Raw genomic sequence first — 21,285 nt, 5'->3', positions numbered from 1 at the left:
CCGGCTTGCTGGCGATGGCATCACCGCGGTGCATCTGACAGACCGAGCAGATGCCATCGCCAGCAAGCCGGCTCCTACAAGGGTCCGCTCCGGGTCGCTCGCCATTTCTTTGTTTAGAAGGACTGAATCATGCGTATCGTCGTTGCTCTGGGCGGTAACGCCCTGCTCCGCCGTGGTGAACCCATGACCGCGGACAACCAACGCGCCAACATCCGGATCGCCACCGAACAGATCGCCAAGATCCATGCCGGCAACGAACTGGTCATCGCCCACGGCAACGGCCCGCAGGTCGGCCTGCTGTCGTTGCAGGCGGCGGCCTACACCTCGGTGTCGCCTTACCCGCTGGACGTGCTCGGCGCCGAAACCGAAGGCATGATCGGCTACATCATCGAACAGGAACTGGGCAACCTGCTGGACTTCGAAGTGCCCTTCGCCACGCTCCTGACCCAGGTCGAAGTCGACGCCAACGACCCGGCCTTCCAGAACCCGACCAAACCCATCGGCCCGGTGTACGCCAAGGCCGAAGCAGAAAAACTCGCCGCCGAAAAAGGCTGGGCGATTGCCCCGGACGGCGACAAATTCCGTCGCGTGGTGGCCAGCCCGAGACCGAAACGCATCTTCGAAATCCGCCCTATCAAGTGGCTGCTGGAAAAAGGCAGCATCGTGATTTGCGCCGGCGGTGGCGGCATCCCGACCATGTACGGCGCCCACGGCAAGCTGCAAGGCGTGGAAGCGGTGATCGACAAAGACCTGTGCTCGGCGCTGCTGGCCGAACAGCTGGACAGCGATTTGCTGGTGATTGCCACCGACGTCAGCGCGGCCTTCATCGACTACGGTAAACCCACACAAAAGGCCATCGGCCAGGCGCACCCGGACGAAATGGAAAAACTCGGCTTCGCCGCCGGCTCCATGGGACCCAAGGTTCAGGCAGCCTGCGAGTTCGCGCGCCATACTGGAAAGGTCGCGGTGATCGGTTCACTCTCGGACATCGAGGCGATCGTCCAGGGCACGGCCGGTACCCGCATCAGCACGGCAAAACCTGGCATTACTTATTTATAAGGAGAACCGTCAATGGCACAGTTCGAGCCCGGTCACCTGCACATTGAGCGCCATGCACTGACACCGGACGATGTCAGCTACAACGTGCACCTCGACTATGAAGTCAGCAAGAATCCCAAGGGGGAGAAAGGAATTCAGTTCACCCTGCATGGCAGTATTCAAGGAAAGGACGTGAAGGAGCCCTTCTTTCTGCGCAAGGAGGAAGCCTACAACTTCGCCAACAACGTAACGAAAATCGCCGAGAAGTACGGGATTCCGAAGACCCATAGTCAGATCGGCTCGGTTCACAAGCATTACGATCTGATGTTCGAAGACATCCGCAAGCAGTTGGATATGAAATCCGGCGACCCGGTGAACATCGAACACTTCGAATAACCCACGCCCCTGCACAACACAAAACCTGTAGGAGCCAGCTTGCTGGCTCCTACAGAGTGGCGATCCCATCAGCGGATTTCACCTGAACCCCTCCTCCAAGGCATACTTGCCACCCTCCGCACGTCAGATAAAAAAACCGCCCCATGCGTATCCACGTCAGCTTCATCGACCGCGTCGGCATCACCCAGGAAGTCCTGGCCCTGCTCGGTGGGCGCAATCTCAATCTGGATGCGGTGGAAATGGTTCCGCCCAACGTCTACATCGACGCCCCGACCCTGAGCCCGGACGTGCTCGAAGAGCTGCACGACGCCTTGCTCAGCGTGCGCGGCGTGCAAGCGATGACGGTGGTCGACATCCTTCCCGGCCAACGTCGGCACTTGCAACTCGATGCGCTGCTCGCGGCCATGACCGACCCGGTACTGGCCCTGGACAGCGCCGGCAAGGTGCTGCTGGCCAACCCGGCATTGATTGCCTTGTACGGTCGCGAACCGGCCGGTGAAAGTGTCGCTGACCTGTTTGCCGATCCCGCATTGCTCGATGCCTTGCTGGAGCATGGCTTTCGTCTGCCGCTGCGGGAGATCACCGTCAACGGCCAGACCTTGTTGCTGGACGCCACGCCGATCACCGACGCCGGCGCCCTGCTGACGCTGTATCAACCGAACCGCATCGGCGAACGCCTCTCGGCGCTGCACCACGACCATGCCGAAGGGTTCGATGCGCTGCTCGGCGAATCCCCGGCGATTCGTACGCTCAAGGCGCGTGCGCAGCGGGTTGCAGCCCTCGATGCGCCGCTGTTGATCCAGGGCGAAACCGGCACCGGCAAAGAACTCGTCGCCCGGGCCTGTCACGCCATCAGCGCGCGGCACAGTTCACCGTTCCTGGCACTGAACTGCGCGGCATTGCCAGAGAACCTCGCCGAAAGCGAGCTGTTCGGCTACGCCCCCGGCGCCTTCACCGGCGCGCAACGGGGCGGCAAGCCGGGGCTAATGGAATTGGCCAACCAGGGCACGGTGTTTCTCGATGAGATCGGCGAAATGTCGCCGTATTTGCAGGCGAAATTGCTGCGTTTCCTCAACGACGGCAGCTTCCGTCGGGTGGGCGGTGATCGTGAAGTGAAGGTCAACGTGCGGATCCTCAGCGCCACGCACCGCGATCTGGAAAAAATGGTCAGCGAAGGCTCGTTCCGCGAAGACCTGTTCTATCGCCTCAACGTGCTCAATGTCGAAGTCCCGCCGCTGCGCGAACGCGGCCAGGACATTCTGCTGCTGGCGCGCTATTTCATGCAGCAGGCCTGCGCGCAGATTCAGCGACCGGTGTGTCGCCTGGCGCCGGGCACTTACCCGGCGTTGCTGGGCAACCGCTGGCCGGGCAACGTGCGGCAACTGCAGAACGTGATCTTTCGCGCCGCGGCGATTTGCGAAAGCAGCCTGGTGGACATCGGCGACCTCGACATCGCCGGTACCTCCGTGGCGCGCCAGAGCGACACAGAAGTCGACAGCCTGGAGCAGGCGATGGAAGAGTTCGAAAAGACCCTGCTGGAAAAACTCTACGTCAGCTACCCCTCGACCCGGCAACTGGCCAGCCGCCTGCAAACCTCCCACACCGCGATTGCCCATCGGTTGCGTAAGTACGGCATCCCCAACAAGCCGTAATAGCTGTTGGTTCGAACGGATTCTTTCGATAAACCTCGGCCTGTAGGAGCCGGCTTGCTGGCGATGGCGATGCTGAAGACGCCATCGCCAGCAAGCCGGCTCCTACAGGTCGGTGGGCATCCTCAGGAATAGCGTCTGAAAACGACCTCCATCTGTACTGAAAGCGCTACAGTGGAACGATATCGATACACCCGCTTCGGATCACCGCTGCACAAGGCTTTGATCCACCTATACTTTTTTGTTCGCATTCGACTGTAGCGATTTCGCTACACCGATCAAAAAACCATCCTCAAAACAAACTCCTAACCAGTTGATTTATAACAATAAAATCAAATTGGCCGCGAAATTGCTTAGTAACCACTCATAAATCAGGGCTTACGCCCAAGCATTCAATCGCGTCCACCAGACGAGTCTGGCCCCCTTAGGAGTTTCCATGAGCGAGTTGCGTTTTACTGAAGATCACGAATGGCTGCGTACCGAAGCTGATGGCTCTGTCACCGTCGGCATCACCGCTTTCGCGCAGAACGCCCTGGGCGACGTGGTTTTCGTACAACTGCCTGAGCTGCAGTCCTACGACAAAGGCGCAGAAGCCGCCACCGTGGAATCGGTAAAAGCCGCCAGCGGCGTGTACATGCCACTCGACGGTGAAGTGCTGGAAGTGAACCCGGCGCTGGACAGCAGCCCGGAACTGGTCAACGAAGATCCGCTGGGCGAAGGCTGGTTCTTCCGCTTCCAGCCAACTGACGCCTCGGCTGTCGCCAAACTGCTGGATCAGGACGCCTACGACCGTCTGATCAAAGCCAACGCCGAAGCCTGAGGAGCACGCACATGACTCAAATCAATCTGAGCACTGCCAACGAATTCATCGCGCGCCACATCGGCCCGCGTTCCGGCGATGAGCAAGCGATGCTCAACAGCCTCGGTTTCGACTCGCTGGAAGCCCTGAGCGCCAGCGTCATTCCGGACAGCATCAAAGGCACCAGCGTGCTCGGCCTCGAAGACGGCCTGAGCGAAGCCGACGCCCTGGCGTTGATCAAAGGCATCGCTGCCAAGAACCAGCTGTTCAAGACTTACATCGGCCAGGGCTACTACGGCACCCACACACCGTCGCCGATCCTGCGCAACCTGCTGGAAAACCCGGCCTGGTACACCGCCTACACCCCGTACCAGCCAGAAATTTCCCAGGGCCGTCTCGAAGCGCTGTTGAACTTCCAGACCCTGATCAGCGACCTGACCGGTTTGCCGATCGCCAACGCCTCGCTGCTGGACGAAGCCACCGCCGCTGCCGAAGCCATGACCTTCTGCAAGCGCCTGAGCAAGAACAAAGGCAGCCACGCGTTCTTCGCCTCCGTGCATTGCCACCCGCAGACCCTCGACGTGCTGCGCACCCGTGCCGAGCCATTAGGCATCGACGTGGTTGTCGGCGACGAGCTTGAACTGACTGACGTGACGCCGTTCTTCGGCGCCCTGCTGCAATACCCGGCCAGCAACGGTGACATCTTCGACTACCGCGCACTGACCGAGCGCTTCCACGCTGCCAACGCACTGGTTGCCGTCGCTGCCGACCTGCTGGCCCTGACCGTGCTGACCCCACCGGGCGAGTTCGGTGCCGACGTGGCCATCGGCAGCGCACAACGCTTCGGCGTGCCGCTGGGCTTCGGTGGCCCGCACGCGGCTTACTTCTCTACCAAAGATGCGTTCAAGCGCGACATGCCGGGCCGTCTGGTCGGTGTCTCCGTGGACCGTTTCGGCAAGCCGGCCCTGCGCCTGGCCATGCAGACCCGCGAGCAACACATCCGTCGCGAGAAGGCCACCAGCAACATCTGCACCGCGCAGGTTCTGCTGGCCAACATCGCCAGCATGTACGCCGTGTATCACGGCCCGAAAGGCCTGACGCAGATTGCCAACCGCATTCATCACCTGACCGCGATCCTCGCCAAGGGCTTGAGCGCACTGGGCCTGACCGTCGAGCAAGCCAGCTTCTTCGACACCCTGACCCTGAACACCGGCGCCAACACCGCCAAACTGCATGACAAGGCGCGTGCGCAGCAGATCAACCTGCGCGTAGTCGATGGCGAGCGTCTGGGCCTGTCCCTCGACGAAACCACTTCGCAAGCTGACGTCGAAACCCTGTGGGCCTTGTTTGCCGACGGCAAAGCGCTGCCGGACTTCGCTGCCATCGCAGCGGCAGTGGTCAGCGCGATCCCGGCTGCACTGGTTCGCCAATCGCCGATCCTCAGCCACCCGGTGTTCAACCGTTATCACTCGGAAACCGAGCTGATGCGCTACCTGCGCAAGCTCGCCGACAAGGACCTGGCCCTGGATCGCACCATGATCCCGCTGGGTTCGTGCACCATGAAACTCAACGCCGCCAGCGAAATGATCCCGGTGACCTGGGCTGAATTCGGTGCCCTGCACCCGTTCGCCCCAGCCGAACAAAGCGCCGGTTACCAGCAACTGACCGACGAACTGGAAGCGATGCTCTGCGCCGCCACCGGTTACGACTCGATCTCGCTGCAACCGAACGCCGGTTCGCAAGGTGAATACGCCGGTCTGCTGGCCATTCGTGCTTATCACCAGAGCCGTGGCGAAGACCGTCGCGACATCTGCCTGATCCCGTCGTCCGCCCACGGCACCAACCCGGCTACCGCCAACATGGCTGGCATGCGTGTGGTCGTGACCGCGTGCGACGCACGTGGCAACGTCGACATCGAAGACCTGCGCGCCAAGGCCATCGAGCACCGCGAACACCTCGCTGCGCTGATGATCACTTACCCGTCGACCCACGGCGTGTTCGAAGAAGGCATCCGCGAAATCTGCGGCATCATTCATGACAACGGCGGCCAGGTGTACATCGACGGCGCCAACATGAACGCGATGGTCGGCCTCTGCGCACCGGGCAAGTTCGGCGGCGACGTGTCCCACCTGAACCTGCACAAGACCTTCTGCATCCCTCACGGTGGTGGCGGCCCGGGTGTCGGCCCGATCGGCGTGAAATCGCACCTGACCCCGTTCCTGCCGGGCCACGCCCAGATGGAGCGCAAGGAAGGCGCGGTCTGCGCGGCACCGTTCGGCAGCGCGAGCATTCTGCCGATCACCTGGATGTACATTCGCATGATGGGTGGCGCGGGTCTCAAGCGCGCTTCGCAACTGGCGATCCTCAATGCCAACTACATTTCCCGTCGCCTCGAAGAGCACTATCCAGTGCTGTACACCGGCAGCAACGGCCTGGTTGCGCACGAATGCATCCTCGACCTGCGTCCGTTGAAAGACAGCAGTGGCATCAGCGTCGATGACGTTGCCAAGCGCCTGATCGACTTCGGCTTCCACGCCCCGACCATGTCGTTCCCGGTCGCAGGCACGCTGATGATCGAGCCGACCGAAAGCGAATCCAAGGAAGAACTGGACCGCTTCTGCGACGCCATGATCCGCATCCGCGAAGAAATCCGCGCAGTGGAAAACGGCACCCTGGACAAGGACGACAACCCGCTGAAAAACGCCCCGCACACTGCGGCGGAACTGGTCGGCGAGTGGTCCCATCCGTACAGCCGTGAGCAAGCGGTGTACCCGGTCGCGTCGTTGATCGAAGGCAAATACTGGCCGCCGGTCGGTCGCGTCGACAACGTCTTCGGTGATCGCAACCTGGTTTGCGCTTGCCCGTCGATCGAAAGCTACGCTTGATCTATAGGGGCGGCATGTCCGCCCTCGCAAGAACGCCACAAAACCTGTAGGAGCCGGCTTGCTGGCGATGGCATCACCTCGGTCTAAATGATGCACCGCGTCGATGCCATCGCTAGCAAGCCAGCTCCTACAGGGACCGTGTCTAGTCACAAGATTCTCGCCAATTCCTATAACAAGAAACCGGAGAACAACCATGTCGTTAAGCGTGTTCGACCTGTTCAAGATTGGCATCGGCCCCTCCAGCTCCCATACCGTCGGCCCGATGCGCGCTGCTGCGCGCTTCGTCGAAGGTTTGCGCCGTGAAGGGCTGCTGGCCGCGACCACCTGCGTCAAAGTCGAGCTCTACGGCTCGCTCGGCGCCACGGGCAAGGGCCACGGCAGCGACAAGGCTGTGCTGCTCGGACTGGAAGGTGAACACCCGGACACCGTGAACACCGAAACCGTCGCCGCCCGTTTGCAAGACATTCGTGGCAACGGTCGCTTGAACCTGCTCGGCGAACACAGCATTGCGTTCAACGAGAAAGAACACCTGGCGATGATCCGCAAACCGCTGGCCTATCACCCCAACGGCATGATCTTCCGCGCATTCGACGCGGCGGGCCTGCAGATCCGCAGCCGCGAGTACTACTCGGTCGGCGGCGGTTTCGTCGTCGATGAAGACGCCGCCGGCGCCGACCGTATCGTCGAAGACGCCACCCCCCTGACCTTCCCGTTCAAAAGCGCAAAGGATCTGCTCACTCATTGCACCACCTACGGTCTGTCCATCAGCCAGGTGATGCTGACCAACGAAAGCGCCTGGCGCCCGGAAGCGGAAACCCGCGCCGGCCTGCTGAAAATCTGGCAAGTGATGCAGGATTGCGTCGACGCCGGTTGCCGCAACGAAGGCATCCTGCCCGGCGGTTTGAAGGTCAAGCGGCGGGCGGCAGCGCTGCATCGGCAACTGTGCAAGAACCCCGAATCGTCGCTGCGCGATCCGCTGTCGGTGCTGGACTGGGTCAACCTGTACGCCCTGGCGGTCAACGAAGAAAACGCCAATGGCGGGCGCGTGGTCACCGCGCCGACCAACGGCGCGGCGGGCATCGTCCCGGCGGTTTTGCACTACTACATGCGCTTCATCCCCGGCGCCAACGAAGACGGCGTCGTACGTTTCCTGCTGACGGCTGCCGCCATCGGCATTCTCTATAAAGAAAACGCCTCGATCTCCGGTGCTGAAGTCGGCTGTCAGGGTGAAGTCGGCGTGGCCTGTTCGATGGCGGCCGGCGCGTTGTGCGAAGTGCTTGGCGGCACCGTGCAGCAAGTGGAAAACGCCGCCGAAATCGGCATGGAACACAACCTCGGCCTGACCTGCGACCCGATCGGCGGGCTGGTGCAAGTGCCTTGCATCGAGCGCAACGCCATGGGTTCGGTGAAAGCCATCAATGCCGTGCGCATGGCCCTGCGTGGCGACGGTCAGCACTTCGTCTCCCTCGACAAAGTCATCCGCACCATGCGCCAGACCGGCGCCGACATGAAAAGCAAATACAAGGAAACCGCCCGTGGCGGTTTGGCGGTCAACATTATCGAGTGCTGATGCGCGCTCACTGCATCTGCACACTTTTTCAGGAGCTGGATATGTCCACCGAACAACTGTTGAAAACCCCGTTGCACGCACTGCACATCGAACTCGGCGCCCGCATGGTGCCGTTTGCCGGCTATGACATGCCGGTGCAGTACCCGCTGGGCGTCATGAAGGAACACCAGCACACCCGTGATCAGGCCGGGCTGTTCGATGTTTCGCACATGGGCCAGATCCGCCTGACCGGCGCCAATGCCGCCAAGGCCCTGGAAACCCTGGTGCCGGTGGACATTATCGACCTGCCGGTGGGCATGCAGCGCTACGCCATGTTCACTAACGAGACGGGCGGCATCCTCGATGACCTGATGGTCGCCAACCTCGGTAACGACGAACTGTTCCTGGTGGTCAACGCCGCCTGCAAGGATCAGGACCTCGCGCACCTGCGCAAACACATCGGCGACCAATGCACCATCGAGCCGCTGTTCGAAGAGCGCGCACTGCTGGCCCTGCAAGGTCCGGCCGCCGTCACGGTGCTCGCGCGCCTGGCGCCGGAAGTGGCGAAGATGACGTTCATGCAGTTCGCCCGCGTGAAGTTGCTGGGCGTGGACTGCTTTGTCAGCCGCTCGGGTTACACCGGCGAAGACGGTTTCGAAATCTCCGTGCCGGCAGCCAATGCCGAAGCGTTGGCCCGCGCCCTGCTGGCCGAACCGGAAGTTGCGGCCATTGGCCTGGGCGCTCGTGATTCGCTGCGTCTGGAAGCCGGCCTGTGCCTCTACGGCCACGATATGAACACCGACACCACTCCGATTGAGGCGAGCCTGCTGTGGGCCATCTCCAAGCCTCGACGTGCCGATGGCGCGCGGGCCGGCGGTTTCCCTGGCGCTGAAACCGTGTTCGCCCAGCAGCAAGCCGGTGTCAGCCGCAAGCGTGTAGGCCTGTTACCGCAGGAACGCACACCCGTGCGCGAGGGTGCAGAAATCGTCAACGAAGCAGGCGAGATCATCGGTAGCGTTTGCAGCGGCGGTTTCGGTCCGACCTTGAGCGGTCCTTTGGCCATGGGTTACCTCGACAGCGCATACATCGCCATCGACACACCTGTGTTCGCAATTGTTCGTGGGAAAAAGGTGCCTTTGCTTGTAAGCAAAATGCCATTCGTTGCACAACGCTACTATCGTGGTTGATTGACTGTTTCTATAAGTAACGCGGTTGCGTTAACAGTGCACTAATGTGTAACGCAACCGCCATAAAACAGTGCAAGCTTTCGTTTATGAACGCTGCTTATAACAATCGAAAACAATTGAACCGCCGCATCGAATAAGCCGGAACTAGTGAAACACTAATGGCCAGCAACCTGAGTAAAACCGGGCCTCTCACAGGGCTTGTTTTTTCTCCCGTAGTTGGCGTAGAGTTTGTTCACTGTGTTTGCATGGGTCGCTTGGAATCGTGACCTGGGCAGTAGCCTACAAGTTAGCTACATCCCGTTCGACGTCTTCTTACTCTCCTGCAACCAGCCCCAGTACTCTTTCATGAGAAGGAGACTGTCATTAATTTTTGCGTCAAAGGAAATAAGAAATGTCCCAACGTCAGAGCGGTACCGTCAAGTGGTTTAACGACGAGAAAGGTTTTGGTTTTATCACTCCAGAAAGCGGTCCGGATCTGTTCGTGCATTTCCGCGCTATTCAGGGCAACGGCTTCAAGAGCCTGAAAGAAGGCCAGAAAGTGACCTTCATCGCCGTGCAAGGCCAGAAAGGCATGCAGGCTGACGAAGTACAAGCAGAAGCCTAACCTTCTGTTACGAAAAAGCCCCTGATGCTGACATCAGGGGCTTTTTTGTGCGCGTAAATCCGTAAAATGGCTTCTTTTTCCGTCGAGAGCCCTGCCATGTCGAAACACCTGCTCAACCCTCAGGGCGACTTTCCCGCCGCGACCCTGGGCCGTCGCCTGGCAGCGATGTTCTATGACTTTCTGTTGTGCACTGCCCTGCTGATCGTCACGAGCGGCCTCTACAAGATGATCCAGATGGCGATCATCGGCGAAGACAAAATGCGCACCTTGACCGAAGCCGGCGCGCTGGACGGTGATCCGTTGCTGTCGACGGTGTTGCTGTTCGTGCTGTTCGGCTTCTTCGCCAAGTTCTGGACCTGGTCCGGGCAGACCCTGGGCATGCAGGTTTGGTGCATCCGCGTGCAGAACGCCGATGGCTCATCCATCAGCCTGTGGCAGGCACTGCTGCGTTTTGTCGTGTCGATCGCATCCTTGCTGTGCGTCGGCCTTGGATTCATCTGGTCGCTGTTCGACAAACAGAAACGTAGCTGGCATGACATCTATTCGGGCACCCAGCTGGTGCGGATCCCGAAGAAGACCAAATAATCGGATAGCGTAAAACCATTGTGGGAGCGAGCCTGCTCGCGATGACGGAGTGTCAGCCGACATTAATGTTTGCTGACATTCCGCCATCGCGAGCAGGCTCGCTCCCACAGGTTTTTCAATTTGCCTGACAGCTATCAGGCGTTCCCGGCCAGCTTCATCCGCGCAGCCTGAGTGAAGTCGAGCATCCGCTTCAACGGGCGAATCGCCTGAGGGATCAACGCCGGATCGACAAAGATCTCGTTCGCCCCCTCTTTCAAGGCCTTCAGCGTGCGCTCAAGCGTATTCATCGCCATCCACGGGCAGTGCGCGCAACTGCGGCACGCCGCGCCGTTACCCGCTGTTGGCGCCTCGATGAACACCTTGTCCGGGCACAACTGCTGCATCTTGTAGAAGATGCCACGGTCGGTGGCAACGATAAGCGTCTTGTTCGGCAGGCTCTGCGCCGCTGCAATCAACTGACTGGTGGAACCGACAGCGTCCGCCAGCTCGATCACCGACGTCGGTGATTCCGGGTGCACCAGAATCGCCGCGTCCGGGTACAGCGCTTTCATGTCTTCGAGCTGCTTGGACTTGAACTCTTCGTGAACGATGCAGGCCCCGTCCCACAGCAACATGTCCGCACCGGTCTGGCGCTGAATGTAGGTGCCCAGGTGCTTGTCCGGGCCCCAGATGATCGTTTCGCCGTTATCCATCAGGCTTTCAACGATCTCCAGCGCACAACTTGAGGTCACAACCCAGTCTGCCCGGGCCTTGACCGCTGCCGAGGTGTTGGCATACACCACCACGGTACGCTCTGGGTGCTGATCGCAGAACGCCGAGAACTCGTCCACCGGGCAACCCAGGTCCAGCGAACAGGTCGCTTCCAGGGTCGGCATCAGCACACGTTTTTCAGGGTTGAGGATTTTGGCGGTTTCGCCCATGAATTTCACACCGGCGACCACAACGGTCTTGGCCGGGTGAGCATTGCCGAAACGGGCCATCTCCAGCGAGTCGGAGACACAGCCACCGGTTTCTTCAGCCAGGGCTTGAATAACCGGATCACAATAGAAGTGTGCAACCAGCACCGCGTCCTGAGCCTTGAGCTCGGCAGCAATGGCAGCGCGATAATAGGCCTCTTCCTCGACCGTCAGCGGCTTGGGCTGCTTGGCGTCGAGGTGGGCTTGAACCAGAAGGCGTTCGGAAATCTGCGTCATGTTCGCAAGACCTGCAAGCGCTTACGCGCGAAAGTCGAGTATACACCCGGCTCCGGACCCTTCAGGGGTACCGCCGGGAAAGTGAGTATTCATCAGGCATGGACAGCGTTGAAGCTGCGCAAGGCTACAGAATATCCCCTGGAGACAAAAGACCATTTCAAGCTGATTCCGATACACAACGCCTTGTCGGTCATGATTCTTGAAGCGAGAAATCTGCCAGTACTAACAGATTGAGTGGTGGCGGACGATTAAAAACCCGGCCACCACCGCTTTTCGGTGCACGAATCAAAATAACTTGATGGTGATCCAGCCGTTATCCTTGAATTGAGCATCTAGCACTTTGACATCCCCATCCATGGGCAGTTTTTTGCAAATCACGTTTGCGGGGAAATCCCTTTGCTTTTCAAGCGGCACATACTTCTGTCCCGAAAACGCTTTGATCGAAGCGTCAAAATAGTCAACTTTCAACGATGAATCGCCTTGTGAACGGCTCTTCAAAGTATCGGCAACTGTTTCCATTCGTTCAAGAACAGCACGGCATCCGTTAGCAACCAAAGGAAAGTTGTACTGATAGGAGAATAGTGGCACCGCCATCATCGAAACCGAGTAAGGCAGCTTGGCAGACAAATCACTGTCTTGAATAACGATCGACATCGGATCGCCTGAGGCCGCCTTATATTCTTCAACCGATTTGAACTGCAAACCACGGAAATACGTGTACTCCAGCTCACTGAAGTTGAACCCATAAGCCTTGAACGTAAGATATAAAATAATCGAGGCGACAGCAAAACAAGCAAGCCTCGCACCTTTGATCGCATGACACCTTAGAAAATCAAGAAAAATAATTATTGCCACCCCAGCCACAAGACTGGTGGAGTAATCAATATAATTCTTGTACGACAGCATAACCCCAGAGACAACGTGCACATTACAAACAAGGAACAACGAAAGAGCAATAAAAAACTGGCTATATACATGCCAAGTGTCTTTTATAGCGTATCGACGGGAAAGAGCAAACTGAACCAAGAAAAAACCAAGCGCTACAAGGCCGGAAACTGGCAACATCGGCACATGGCTTTTTATATAACCATCCGACATCGCGGAAATAAATGGATCTTTTGACAAAAACAGAAAATCAAAAAACATAAAACCGAAAGACAAAGCCAAATAAGACGCCACGCAGGCGATACCTATTCGCAAATAGCTCAGGCTCTTATTAAAGAACCATGAATGCAGCAAGATAAAACCACAGACGAGGAAGTACGCATAAGGTACCCCCACATAGAAATATAACAACGGCAACAACACAAACAAACAAAGCAAGCGCCCTGTTTTTAAAAAAGCCGAAACCGCCAACACAACAAAAAAATATGACAACTGTGGCTCCGGCGTTCTCAACGCCGATTGGTAATATTCCCAGCCGTAACCGAATACACCATAATCTCTGGTCAGATGCGCTATAAGCGGATTACCGAAATTAAAAATAATGGGAGAAAACAAAACTATCGCTGCGTATATCAATGCCCGCCCATAGTTGACATTCAACCGACGAAGAATAAATACAAGCAAGAAAAATGTGGCTGGCGTCAAGAGACAATCAAACAGAATATTGATTTCTCCCCCACTCAACCCCAGATTTTGTAGGGTATAAACGATCGCCCCGGATGCCCAATACCCAGGCACTGTCAAAGAACCCAATGCGCCTTGATAGCTTAAATAAGTCTCCTCATCCCAGGCGTTTACATAGATGAAATTGACAGATTCAAAGTAGGCGTAAATCATGGGAAAGGCGTAAGACAAATATGCCAGCACCACAAAAACTATCTTCAGAGCCAAACTGGCCGAAATTCTTTCAGATACCTGCTTTAGCACCGCAAAAAACATAATGTCTAAATCTCTGTTATGAAAACGAACTTCAATATGCCTGTTCCGGAGATATCAACCTCACGCACCATAGGCACGGATGCCACGAATGGCACCCTGTTCGCCATTGAATCTCACTGCAACTCTTCACAAAACACGTAGATTAACTAATAGCCCGCGCCAAGACGTCCACGACTTTATCTTGCTGCTCTGGTGCCAAGCCGACCCAAAGAGGTAGTCGCAATAGAGACTCTGAAAGTGCATCCGTATTGTCCATGGAACCATGAACTCGTCCGTAGCGCAGGCCGCCTGGTGACGAATGAAGAGGAACATAATGGAACACTGCGGATATATCGTTTTGCTTCAACGCTTCCAGGACAGCCTGTCGATCAACACCTGGCGCCAGCAACACGTAGTACATATGCGCATTGTGCTGACAGTCTTCCGGCACAATTGGACGACGCAACAAGCCCTTTTGCTCCAAAGGAGCAAGGGCAGCATGATAGTAGTCCCAGACTGCCAATCGTCGATCGGTGATACTTTTGGCCTCTTCCAGTTGAGCCCAAAGAAATGCGGCAATCAACTCTCCTGGCAAAAATGAAGAACCTACTTCCTGCCAGGTATATTTATCTACCAGCCCACGAAAGAAGCGACTGCGATCAGTGCCTTTCTCACGAATAATTTCAGCGCGCAACGAAAGCTGTGGTTCGTTAACTAAAAGCGCACCGCCCTCACCCGAAATCACATTCTTTGTTTCGTGAAAGCTGAATGCACCGAGATCACCAATACTCCCAAGTGCACGCCCCTTATAGCTGGACATTACACCCTGGGCAGCATCCTCCACTACTTTGAGACCATGCTTACGAGCAATATGCATGATCGTATCCATCTCACAGGACACGCCCGCATAATGAACAGGAACAATAGCTTTGGTCCGGGGAGTAATGGCTGCTTCAATCAGCTTCTCATCCAGATTCAATGTATCTTTACGAATATCCACAAATACAGGGATCGCACCGCGCAGTACAAAGGCATTGGCGGTTGAAACGAACGTATAGGACGGCAAGATCACTTCATCGCCAGGCTGTATATCCAGCAACAATGCAGCCATTTCAAGTGCGGCGGTGCACGAATGAGTGAGGAGCGCGGTATTACAGCCCGTGCTTTGTTCAATCCATTGATGACAACGCTTGGTGAAGGAGCCATCACCCGCCAGCATATTCCCAAACTTGGCTTCTGCGATGTAGTACAGCTCTTTACCCGTCATGTATGGACGATTGAAGAGTATTTTTTCAGTGCTCATGCCTGCTCCGACTGGGTAAGTTTTGGCCTTGGCTCATTAGGTTTTCGGAGTTTCAATGAAAACCACGGTGAGAAAAAGTTGAAACCCTATTGCCTGGACGGCAGAAGGAGAGCCCCGATCCGGGCTTTCATCTCTTTATGTCTCTGCCAATTCCACTTTGTCACAGTATGTCAGATGAGCCTGTCATTCTGAACATCCATGTCGAAAATGGCGCCTGCCATGGCCCTTACGAAGTCACACGCCTACGAAAGCCATACACCACTGCTCCGTCCGCGCTGCGCACTTTCTTCCAGGCAAAAAAAAATCCGGAAATCCTCACTTTCGTGGGCCTTCCAGACTTTTAAAACTGCTACAAAAATGGTGGGTCGTGTGGGATTCGAACCTACGACCAATTGGTTAAAAGCCAACTGCTCTACCAACTGAGCTAACGACCCGCTGTGTGGTGGCGCGTATAATACTGATTTTTAAGGACTATTCAACACCTAATTTGAAATAAATCAAAAATAAGGTGTTGGATCGCTGATTCCGGCGGCTGCGAAGCCTTCCGCACGCAGTCGGCAGCTGTCGCATTTGCCGCACGCGTAGCCTTTATCGTCCGCCTGATAGCAGGAAACGGTCAGACCGTAGTCGACGCCGAGCTTCACGCCCGCCTGGACGATCTGCGCCTTGCTCAGGTTTTGCAGGGGCGCCTGAATGCGGAAGCCATTGCCTTCGACACCGGCCTTGGTCGCCAGATTGGCCATGCGCTCGAAGGACTCGATGAACTCAGGACGGCAATCCGGATAGCCGGAGTAATCGACAGCGTTAACACCAATGAAGATGTCGCGCGCCCCGAGCACTTCGGCCCAGCCTAGCGCCAGGGACAGAAACACGGTGTTGCGAGCAGGCACGTAAGTCACAGGGATGCCTTCACCGGCCTCTTCCGGCACATCAATGCTGCTGTCGGTCAGTGCCGAGCCACCGATGCCGTTCAGGTTCAAACCGATGACCTTGTGCTCGACCACACCCAAGTCCCGGGCAACACGCTCAGCGGCGTGTAATTCAGCGTGAGACCGCTGACCGTAATCGAAGCTCATCGTGTAGCAGCTATAGCCTTCAGCGCGAGCCATGGCCACGACCGTCGCCGAGTCGAGGCCGCCGGACAGCAGGATGACCGCACGTTTTTCAGCAGTATTCGTTTGTTCAGTCATATCAGCGCCCCGGCTCGTCATTCCAAAGATATTTATGCAGCTGCAGTTGCAGACGTACTGGCAGGTTGTCCGCCACCACCCAGTCAGCCAGATCCCGAGCATTCAGGTCATGGTGGCTTGGCGAGAACAGCACTTCACCGGCTCGGCGATCCAGACCGTACTGAATCAGCTTCGACACGGCCCAGTCGTAGTCTTCCCGCGAGCAGATGACAAACTTCACCTGGTCGTTGGGGGTGAGCAGCTCGATGTTCTCATAGCGGTTGCGATGCGCTTCCTTCGAACCCGGGGTTTTCAGGTCGACAACGCGACTCACGCGTGAATCTACCGCCGAGATATCAAGCGCACCACTGGTTTCCAGTGACACTTCGTAACCGGCGTCGCACAACTGCTTGAGCAATGGGATGGCATTGGGTTGCGCCAGCGGCTCTCCGCCGGTGACACACACATAACGCGGGCGGAAACCGGCCACTTGCTCGAGGATGTCGTCGAGCGTTCGGACAGTACCGCCAGTGAACGCATAGGCGCTGTCGCAGTATTGGCAACGCAATGGGCAACCGGTCAGGCGCACAAATACTGTGGGCAGCCCGGCAGTCCGCGTTTCCCCCTGCAACGAGTAGAAAACTTCGGTGATTCTCAATGTGTCTTGCATAGTCGCCACGGGCGTAACAGCTAAACAGGCTGTCCGCCTCCGTCAGCACTTCAAGGAACCTCGCCAACGCGCAGGCCCCAAAAAGCGTATTTCATAAAAAGGGCGTGAATTCTAACGAAAAAACCCGCGACAAGCGCGGGTTTCTTCGAAATGGGTCAAGCAGGCTTACATGCGTTGCAGATCACGTTGGGCAAGCTGAGCGGCGGAAGTGCCCGGATATTGGGACACGACCTGTTGCAGAATGCCTTTTACCTTGTCGGGATGACCGAGGCGGCGTTCTACATCAGCCAGCTTGTACAGCGAATCAGGCACTTTGTTGTGCTTTGGGTACAGCTGCGAAACCTTGGCAAATGCCTGACCTGCACCTTGCAGATCGCCTTTGGCCAGGTTTACTTCGCCCAACCAGTACTGGGCATTGCCCGCGTATTGGCTGTTCGGGTATTTGCGCAGGAAAGCGGAGAAAGCCTGACTGGCTTTGTCGAAATCCTTGGCCTTGATCAAGTCGAAGGCTGCATCGTAATACAGTTTTTCCTTCGCTGGATCCGCCGGTTCGCTACCCGCGGCCGGAGCCTGAGCGGCTGCCGCCCCTGCACCCGCTGCTGCGCCGGGGGCATTCAGATCGCCACCGGTAGAAGAATTCTCAGGAGTCGCGGCTGGTGCAACGCCGGTTCCTATGCGCCGATCAAGATCCTGGTATCGCTCCAGGTTTTCCTGCTTCATGCGCGCTACATCATTTTGCAGAACTTCAATCACACCTTGTTGGCGCGAGATCTGCTCCTGCATCGATTGCAGTTGGTTGAACAGCTCGCCCTGTGCCGAGACAGGGGCCGAAACCCCTCCCCCGGCATAGGCGCCGTTCGTACCGTAACCCGCAGGCGGATAACTACTCCCGCTATTGTTATAGCCGGAGTCATTATCGACCACAGGAACCGCAGCCCACACCGCAAGCGGTGCGAGGCTGAGAGCCAAAACAGTTACAGCACGACGGCACGTTCGCATGACGAATTACTTACGCAGTTCGACGCGACGGTTTTGAGCCCAGGACTGCTCGTCGTTGCCGGTAGCAACTGGACGCTCTTCGCCGTAGGAAACCAGTTCCAGCTGAGCTGGGGAAACACCTTGCAGTACCAGGTAGCGTTGAACGGCTTTCGCACGACGCTCGCCCAGTGCCAGGTTGTACTCACGAGTACCACGTTCGTCGGTGTTGCCTTCCAGAACAACGCGAGCGCCGTTTGCTTTCAGGTCTTTGGCGTGAACGTCCAGAGCGCGCATGGCTTCTGGCTTCAGGTCCGAGCTATCGTATTCGAAGTAGAAGGTGGTGATTGCGCGCAGAGCAGCTTCTTCGCTCAGGGAGCCATCAACGGCACCAGTGTTAGCGCCGTAACCAGCGTTTGGATCAACAGCGCCTTCACCGGCGTTGTCGCCGCCTTTGGACGAGCAACCTACAGCTACAGCCATGGCCAGAGCCAGCGCAGCAAATTTACCAAACTTCAGCATTTCCATCGTGAAACTCCTAATGAACCCCAGTGTGTTAAGTACAACGTGTAGCGCCGCGTCAGTTCAGGTAAGGGGACCAGGAAGGTTCTCTGACTTCGCCTTGTGCGGTAGGAAGCGGGAGCCTTACGCGTCCATTAATGGACACGAGCATCAAGACTCCCCGGCCCTGCTGGCGGGTGGCGTAGATTACCATGGTGCCGTTGGGCGCAACAGTAGGCGACTCGTCCAGAGTGCTATCAGTGAGGATTTTTACGCTTCCGCGCTGCAAATCCTGGGCCGCCACCTTGAAATTAGTGAAGCCATCCTGGCGGTGAATCATCACCAGGGTCTTTTCATCAGCCGAAAGCTTCGGATTGGCGTTGTAGTTGCCGATGAAAGTCACACGCTCCGCACCACCGCCACTGGCGCTGGTTTTGTAGATTTGTGGCTTGCCGCCACGGTCGGAGGTGAAGTAAAGGGTATTACCATCCTTGCCCCAGAACGGTTCGGTGTTGATGCCAGGACCGTTGGTGACACGGGTCAGCTGACGCGAACCCAGGTTCATCACATAGATATCCGGGTTACCGTCTTTCGACAGAACCAACGCCAGGCGATTGCCATCCGGCGACCAGGCTGGCGCGCCATTCAGGCCTTCGAAGTTGGTGATCTGCTCACGGCGACCGGTATCGATGTTCTGCATGAAGATGCGCGGACGCTTCTGCTCGAACGACACATAAGCGATGCGCTTGCCATCCGGTGCAAAACGCGGCGACAGGATCGGCTCGCGCGATTGCAGCAGGGTCACGGCACGGGCACCGTCATAGTCAGAACGCTGCAGCGTGTAGCGCGTGTTCTTCTCGGAGAAACGCTCTGCAGTCACGTACAGCAGACGTGTCGAGAACGCACCTTTGATACCGGTGAGTTTTTCGAACGACTGATCCGCGATGTAGTGCGACATGTCACGCAGTTGATCAACGCTGCCCGACACGCTGCCGGTCAGCACTTGCTGTTCGGTGGCGACGTTGAACAGAGCGTATTGAACCTGCAGGCGACCGCCCGCCGGAGCAATGCTGCCGACCATGACGTACTGGGCGCCTAGCGCCTTGAAGTCACGGAAGATGATTTCGCTGGCCTGGCTCGGCTGGCTGATCATGTTCTGCTTTGGAATCGGCGAGTAGTAACCCGAGTTGCGCAGGTCGTTACCGATGATTTCGGCCATGTCGTCCGGCAACACGCTGCCGCCCTGGTTGCCAAACGGTACGACGGCGATCGGAGTAGCCCGATCGCTGCCGCTGGTGACCAGAATGTTTTTTTCATCTGCCGTCGCAATCCCTGCCAGGCAGCAGATCACGACAAGCATTCCTCGAAGAAGGTTTCTCACAAGGCTAGATCCTCAGGTGTGAATGTCATCTTGAATGAACGATACGGAGCGAAATCACTCGGCTTCATTCCCTGCATTTCTGTCAAACGTCCAATATTCTTGACCGCAGCAACTGCCGACGCGTCAAACGGACCGTCACCACTGGACTTGGACACGCTGACCGAAGTCACCGTACCGTCCGGCAACATGCCGATTTGCAACACGACCGTCATGCCTTTGCGTGCCGAAGGTGGACGAGCCCAGCCTTCCGCTGCACGAGCACGAATCAGGTCATCGAAACTGCCGGCGACTTCGTCACCCTGCTCATCCGCCAAGGCCTGCTGACGCTGAGGCGTGTCGGAAAGCAAATCTGCCAGGGCCTGAGCCTTTTTCTCTTCGGCGGATTTACGTGCCGCTTCCTGCGATTTCTTTTTCGCAGCATCGGCAGCAGCTTTCTTCTTCGCATCTTCGGCGACTTTCTTCTTCGCCTCTTCAGCTTCAGATTTCTTCTTGGCGTCTTCCGCGGCTTTCTTCTTCGCGTCTTCGACGATCTTCTTCTTGGCTTCTTCCGCGGCCGCTTTCTTGGCCTCTTCTTCAGCCGCTTTCTTGGCTTCTTCTTCAGACTTCTTCTTGGCTATATCAGCCAATTGTTTCTCTTCAGCCTTTTTGGCCTCGGCGGTCTTCTTCGCTTCATCGGCTTTTTTGGCTTCATCAGCCTTTTTAGCCTCTTCCGCTTTCTTGGTCTCGTCGGCCTTCTTGGATTCTTCGGCTTTTTGAGCCGCGTCTTCCTTCTTTTGTTCCGCAGCCTTGATCGCTTCCTGCTCGATCAACTTCTGTTCCATCTGCTCGACTTCGGTCTGGCGCGCGGCGGATTTCTTCGCCTCACCCGCAATCTTCTGATTGGTCTGGGTGGTCGCCTGGCTTTTCGACTTCAGTTGGTACAGGGTCGCCTGGACAATCGGCTTGGCCGGCGGCAGCTCCGGTGTGAAGGCAAAACTGACGAACAGCATGCCGAAAACCAGCACGTGCAAGACAATCGCCAGGACACTAGGCCAGAAGTAGCTTTCCGAGGCGGATGGCTCTCGCATTTGCTGCATCAGGGTGCCTCGGTAATCAAGCCAACATTACCGACCCCGGCCTTCTGCAATCCGCCCATGGCACCCATGACGGAACCGTAATCGACGGTTTTGTCGCCGCGGATGAACACCTGGGTACGTTTGCCGCCTTCAGTCCCGGCGCGAATGATCTTGGTCACCGCATCAGTCATCTGAGGCAAGGTCATTGCCCTGTCCTGCTGCTTTTCAGTGTCGACTTCGCTGCCAAGGTTCCAGTAGTAGGTCTTGTCAGCCTTGATCGAAATGGTCAGGACCTGGGTGTTGTTGTCCTGCGGCAAGGCTTCGCTGGAAACCTTGGGCAGATCAACTTTCACGCCCTGATTGAGCATCGGCGCGGTCACCATGAAGATGACCAGCAGTACCAGCATCACGTCGATGTAAGGCACTACGTTCATCTCGGCAACCGGCTTGCGCTTTTTGCGAGCTCGAGCGATTAAAGCCATT

At 57.2% G+C, this 21,285-nt stretch carries 19 protein-coding genes and 1 tRNA gene; 9 read left to right on the top strand and 11 right to left on the bottom strand.

Annotated elements, in window-relative coordinates; all coding sequences use genetic code 11:
* The first annotated feature begins 129 nt into the window (after positions 1-129).
* From arcC to IB245_RS25980, 9 genes are all read left to right on the top strand, one after another.
* Positions 130-1,059, top strand: a complete 930-nt coding sequence (arcC, locus tag IB245_RS26020) for a carbamate kinase (protein ID WP_008027818.1) — start codon at positions 130-132, stop codon at positions 1,057-1,059.
* 12 nt (positions 1,060-1,071) lie between these two features.
* Entirely contained in the window at positions 1,072-1,434 is a 363-nt protein-coding gene (locus tag IB245_RS26015) for a DUF5064 family protein (RefSeq protein WP_008027817.1), read from the top strand.
* 143 nt (positions 1,435-1,577) lie between these two features.
* Positions 1,578-3,086: a sigma-54-dependent transcriptional regulator gene (locus IB245_RS26010; RefSeq protein ID WP_008027814.1), complete on the top strand. Its 1,509-nt coding sequence runs from the start codon at positions 1,578-1,580 to the stop codon at positions 3,084-3,086.
* Positions 3,087-3,519: 433 nt separating this feature from the next.
* Positions 3,520-3,903, top strand: coding sequence for a glycine cleavage system protein GcvH (gene gcvH / locus IB245_RS26005; protein ID WP_008027813.1), 384 nt, complete (start codon positions 3,520-3,522; stop codon positions 3,901-3,903).
* Positions 3,904-3,914: 11 nt separating this feature from the next.
* Complete coding sequence (gene gcvP, locus IB245_RS26000; RefSeq protein ID WP_192229107.1) at positions 3,915-6,767, top strand: aminomethyl-transferring glycine dehydrogenase; 2,853 nt, start codon at positions 3,915-3,917, stop codon at positions 6,765-6,767.
* A 193-nt stretch (positions 6,768-6,960) separates the two neighbouring features.
* The gene (locus IB245_RS25995; RefSeq protein WP_008038656.1) at positions 6,961-8,337 is read left to right on the top strand and encodes an L-serine ammonia-lyase; all 1,377 of its coding nucleotides are present in this window, start codon (positions 6,961-6,963) and stop codon (positions 8,335-8,337) included.
* 41 nt (positions 8,338-8,378) lie between these two features.
* Positions 8,379-9,503: a glycine cleavage system aminomethyltransferase GcvT gene (gene gcvT, locus IB245_RS25990; protein WP_008038659.1), complete on the top strand. Its 1,125-nt coding sequence runs from the start codon at positions 8,379-8,381 to the stop codon at positions 9,501-9,503.
* 391 nt (positions 9,504-9,894) lie between these two features.
* Entirely contained in the window at positions 9,895-10,107 is a 213-nt protein-coding gene (locus IB245_RS25985; protein WP_007977299.1) for a cold-shock protein, read from the top strand.
* 96 nt (positions 10,108-10,203) lie between these two features.
* Positions 10,204-10,692, top strand: coding sequence for an RDD family protein (locus tag IB245_RS25980; RefSeq protein ID WP_008038661.1), 489 nt, complete (start codon positions 10,204-10,206; stop codon positions 10,690-10,692).
* Positions 10,693-10,826: 134 nt separating this feature from the next.
* On the opposite strand, the gene nadA is transcribed toward IB245_RS25980, so the two are convergent.
* From nadA to tolR, 11 genes are all read right to left on the bottom strand, one after another.
* Entirely contained in the window at positions 10,827-11,885 is a 1,059-nt protein-coding gene (gene nadA / locus IB245_RS25975) for a quinolinate synthase NadA (RefSeq protein WP_008027802.1), read from the bottom strand.
* Positions 11,886-12,170: 285 nt separating this feature from the next.
* Positions 12,171-13,769, bottom strand: a complete 1,599-nt coding sequence (locus tag IB245_RS25970) for a hypothetical protein (protein WP_192229106.1) — start codon at positions 13,767-13,769, stop codon at positions 12,171-12,173.
* Positions 13,770-13,911: 142 nt separating this feature from the next.
* Entirely contained in the window at positions 13,912-15,051 is a 1,140-nt protein-coding gene (gene rffA, locus IB245_RS25965) for a dTDP-4-amino-4,6-dideoxygalactose transaminase (protein ID WP_008038669.1), read from the bottom strand.
* A 358-nt stretch (positions 15,052-15,409) separates the two neighbouring features.
* A tRNA-Lys gene (locus tag IB245_RS25960) sits at positions 15,410-15,485 on the bottom strand.
* 63 nt (positions 15,486-15,548) lie between these two features.
* Positions 15,549-16,241: a 7-cyano-7-deazaguanine synthase QueC gene (gene queC / locus IB245_RS25955; RefSeq protein WP_008038671.1), complete on the bottom strand. Its 693-nt coding sequence runs from the start codon at positions 16,239-16,241 to the stop codon at positions 15,549-15,551.
* Position 16,242: 1 nt separating this feature from the next.
* Complete coding sequence (gene queE, locus IB245_RS25950; protein ID WP_192229105.1) at positions 16,243-16,890, bottom strand: 7-carboxy-7-deazaguanine synthase QueE; 648 nt, start codon at positions 16,888-16,890, stop codon at positions 16,243-16,245.
* Positions 16,891-17,055: 165 nt separating this feature from the next.
* The gene (gene ybgF, locus IB245_RS25945; RefSeq protein ID WP_008038675.1) at positions 17,056-17,889 is read right to left on the bottom strand and encodes a tol-pal system protein YbgF; all 834 of its coding nucleotides are present in this window, start codon (positions 17,887-17,889) and stop codon (positions 17,056-17,058) included.
* A 6-nt stretch (positions 17,890-17,895) separates the two neighbouring features.
* Positions 17,896-18,393, bottom strand: a complete 498-nt coding sequence (gene pal / locus IB245_RS25940; RefSeq protein ID WP_008027793.1) for a peptidoglycan-associated lipoprotein Pal — start codon at positions 18,391-18,393, stop codon at positions 17,896-17,898.
* A gap of 52 nt (positions 18,394-18,445) precedes the next feature.
* Positions 18,446-19,747 carry a Tol-Pal system beta propeller repeat protein TolB gene (tolB, locus tag IB245_RS25935; protein ID WP_032832453.1) on the bottom strand — a complete coding sequence of 434 codons (1,302 nt, stop codon included), beginning with the start codon at positions 19,745-19,747 and terminating at the stop codon, positions 18,446-18,448.
* Entirely contained in the window at positions 19,744-20,823 is a 1,080-nt protein-coding gene (tolA, locus tag IB245_RS25930) for a cell envelope integrity protein TolA (RefSeq protein WP_008038679.1), read from the bottom strand. Before tolA ends, tolB begins: the two co-directional genes overlap by 4 nt.
* A complete protein-coding gene (gene tolR, locus IB245_RS25925) occupies positions 20,823-21,275 on the bottom strand; it encodes a protein TolR (RefSeq protein WP_161806672.1) in 453 nt (150 codons plus the stop codon). Before tolR ends, tolA begins: the two co-directional genes overlap by 1 nt.
* Positions 21,276-21,285 lie beyond the last annotated feature (10 nt).

The sequence above is a fragment of the Pseudomonas sp. PDM02 genome, from assembly GCF_014852285.1.
GTDB classification, from domain to species: domain Bacteria; phylum Pseudomonadota; class Gammaproteobacteria; order Pseudomonadales; family Pseudomonadaceae; genus Aquipseudomonas; species Aquipseudomonas migulae.
This window is presented reverse-complemented; position numbering and strand designations above follow the sequence as displayed.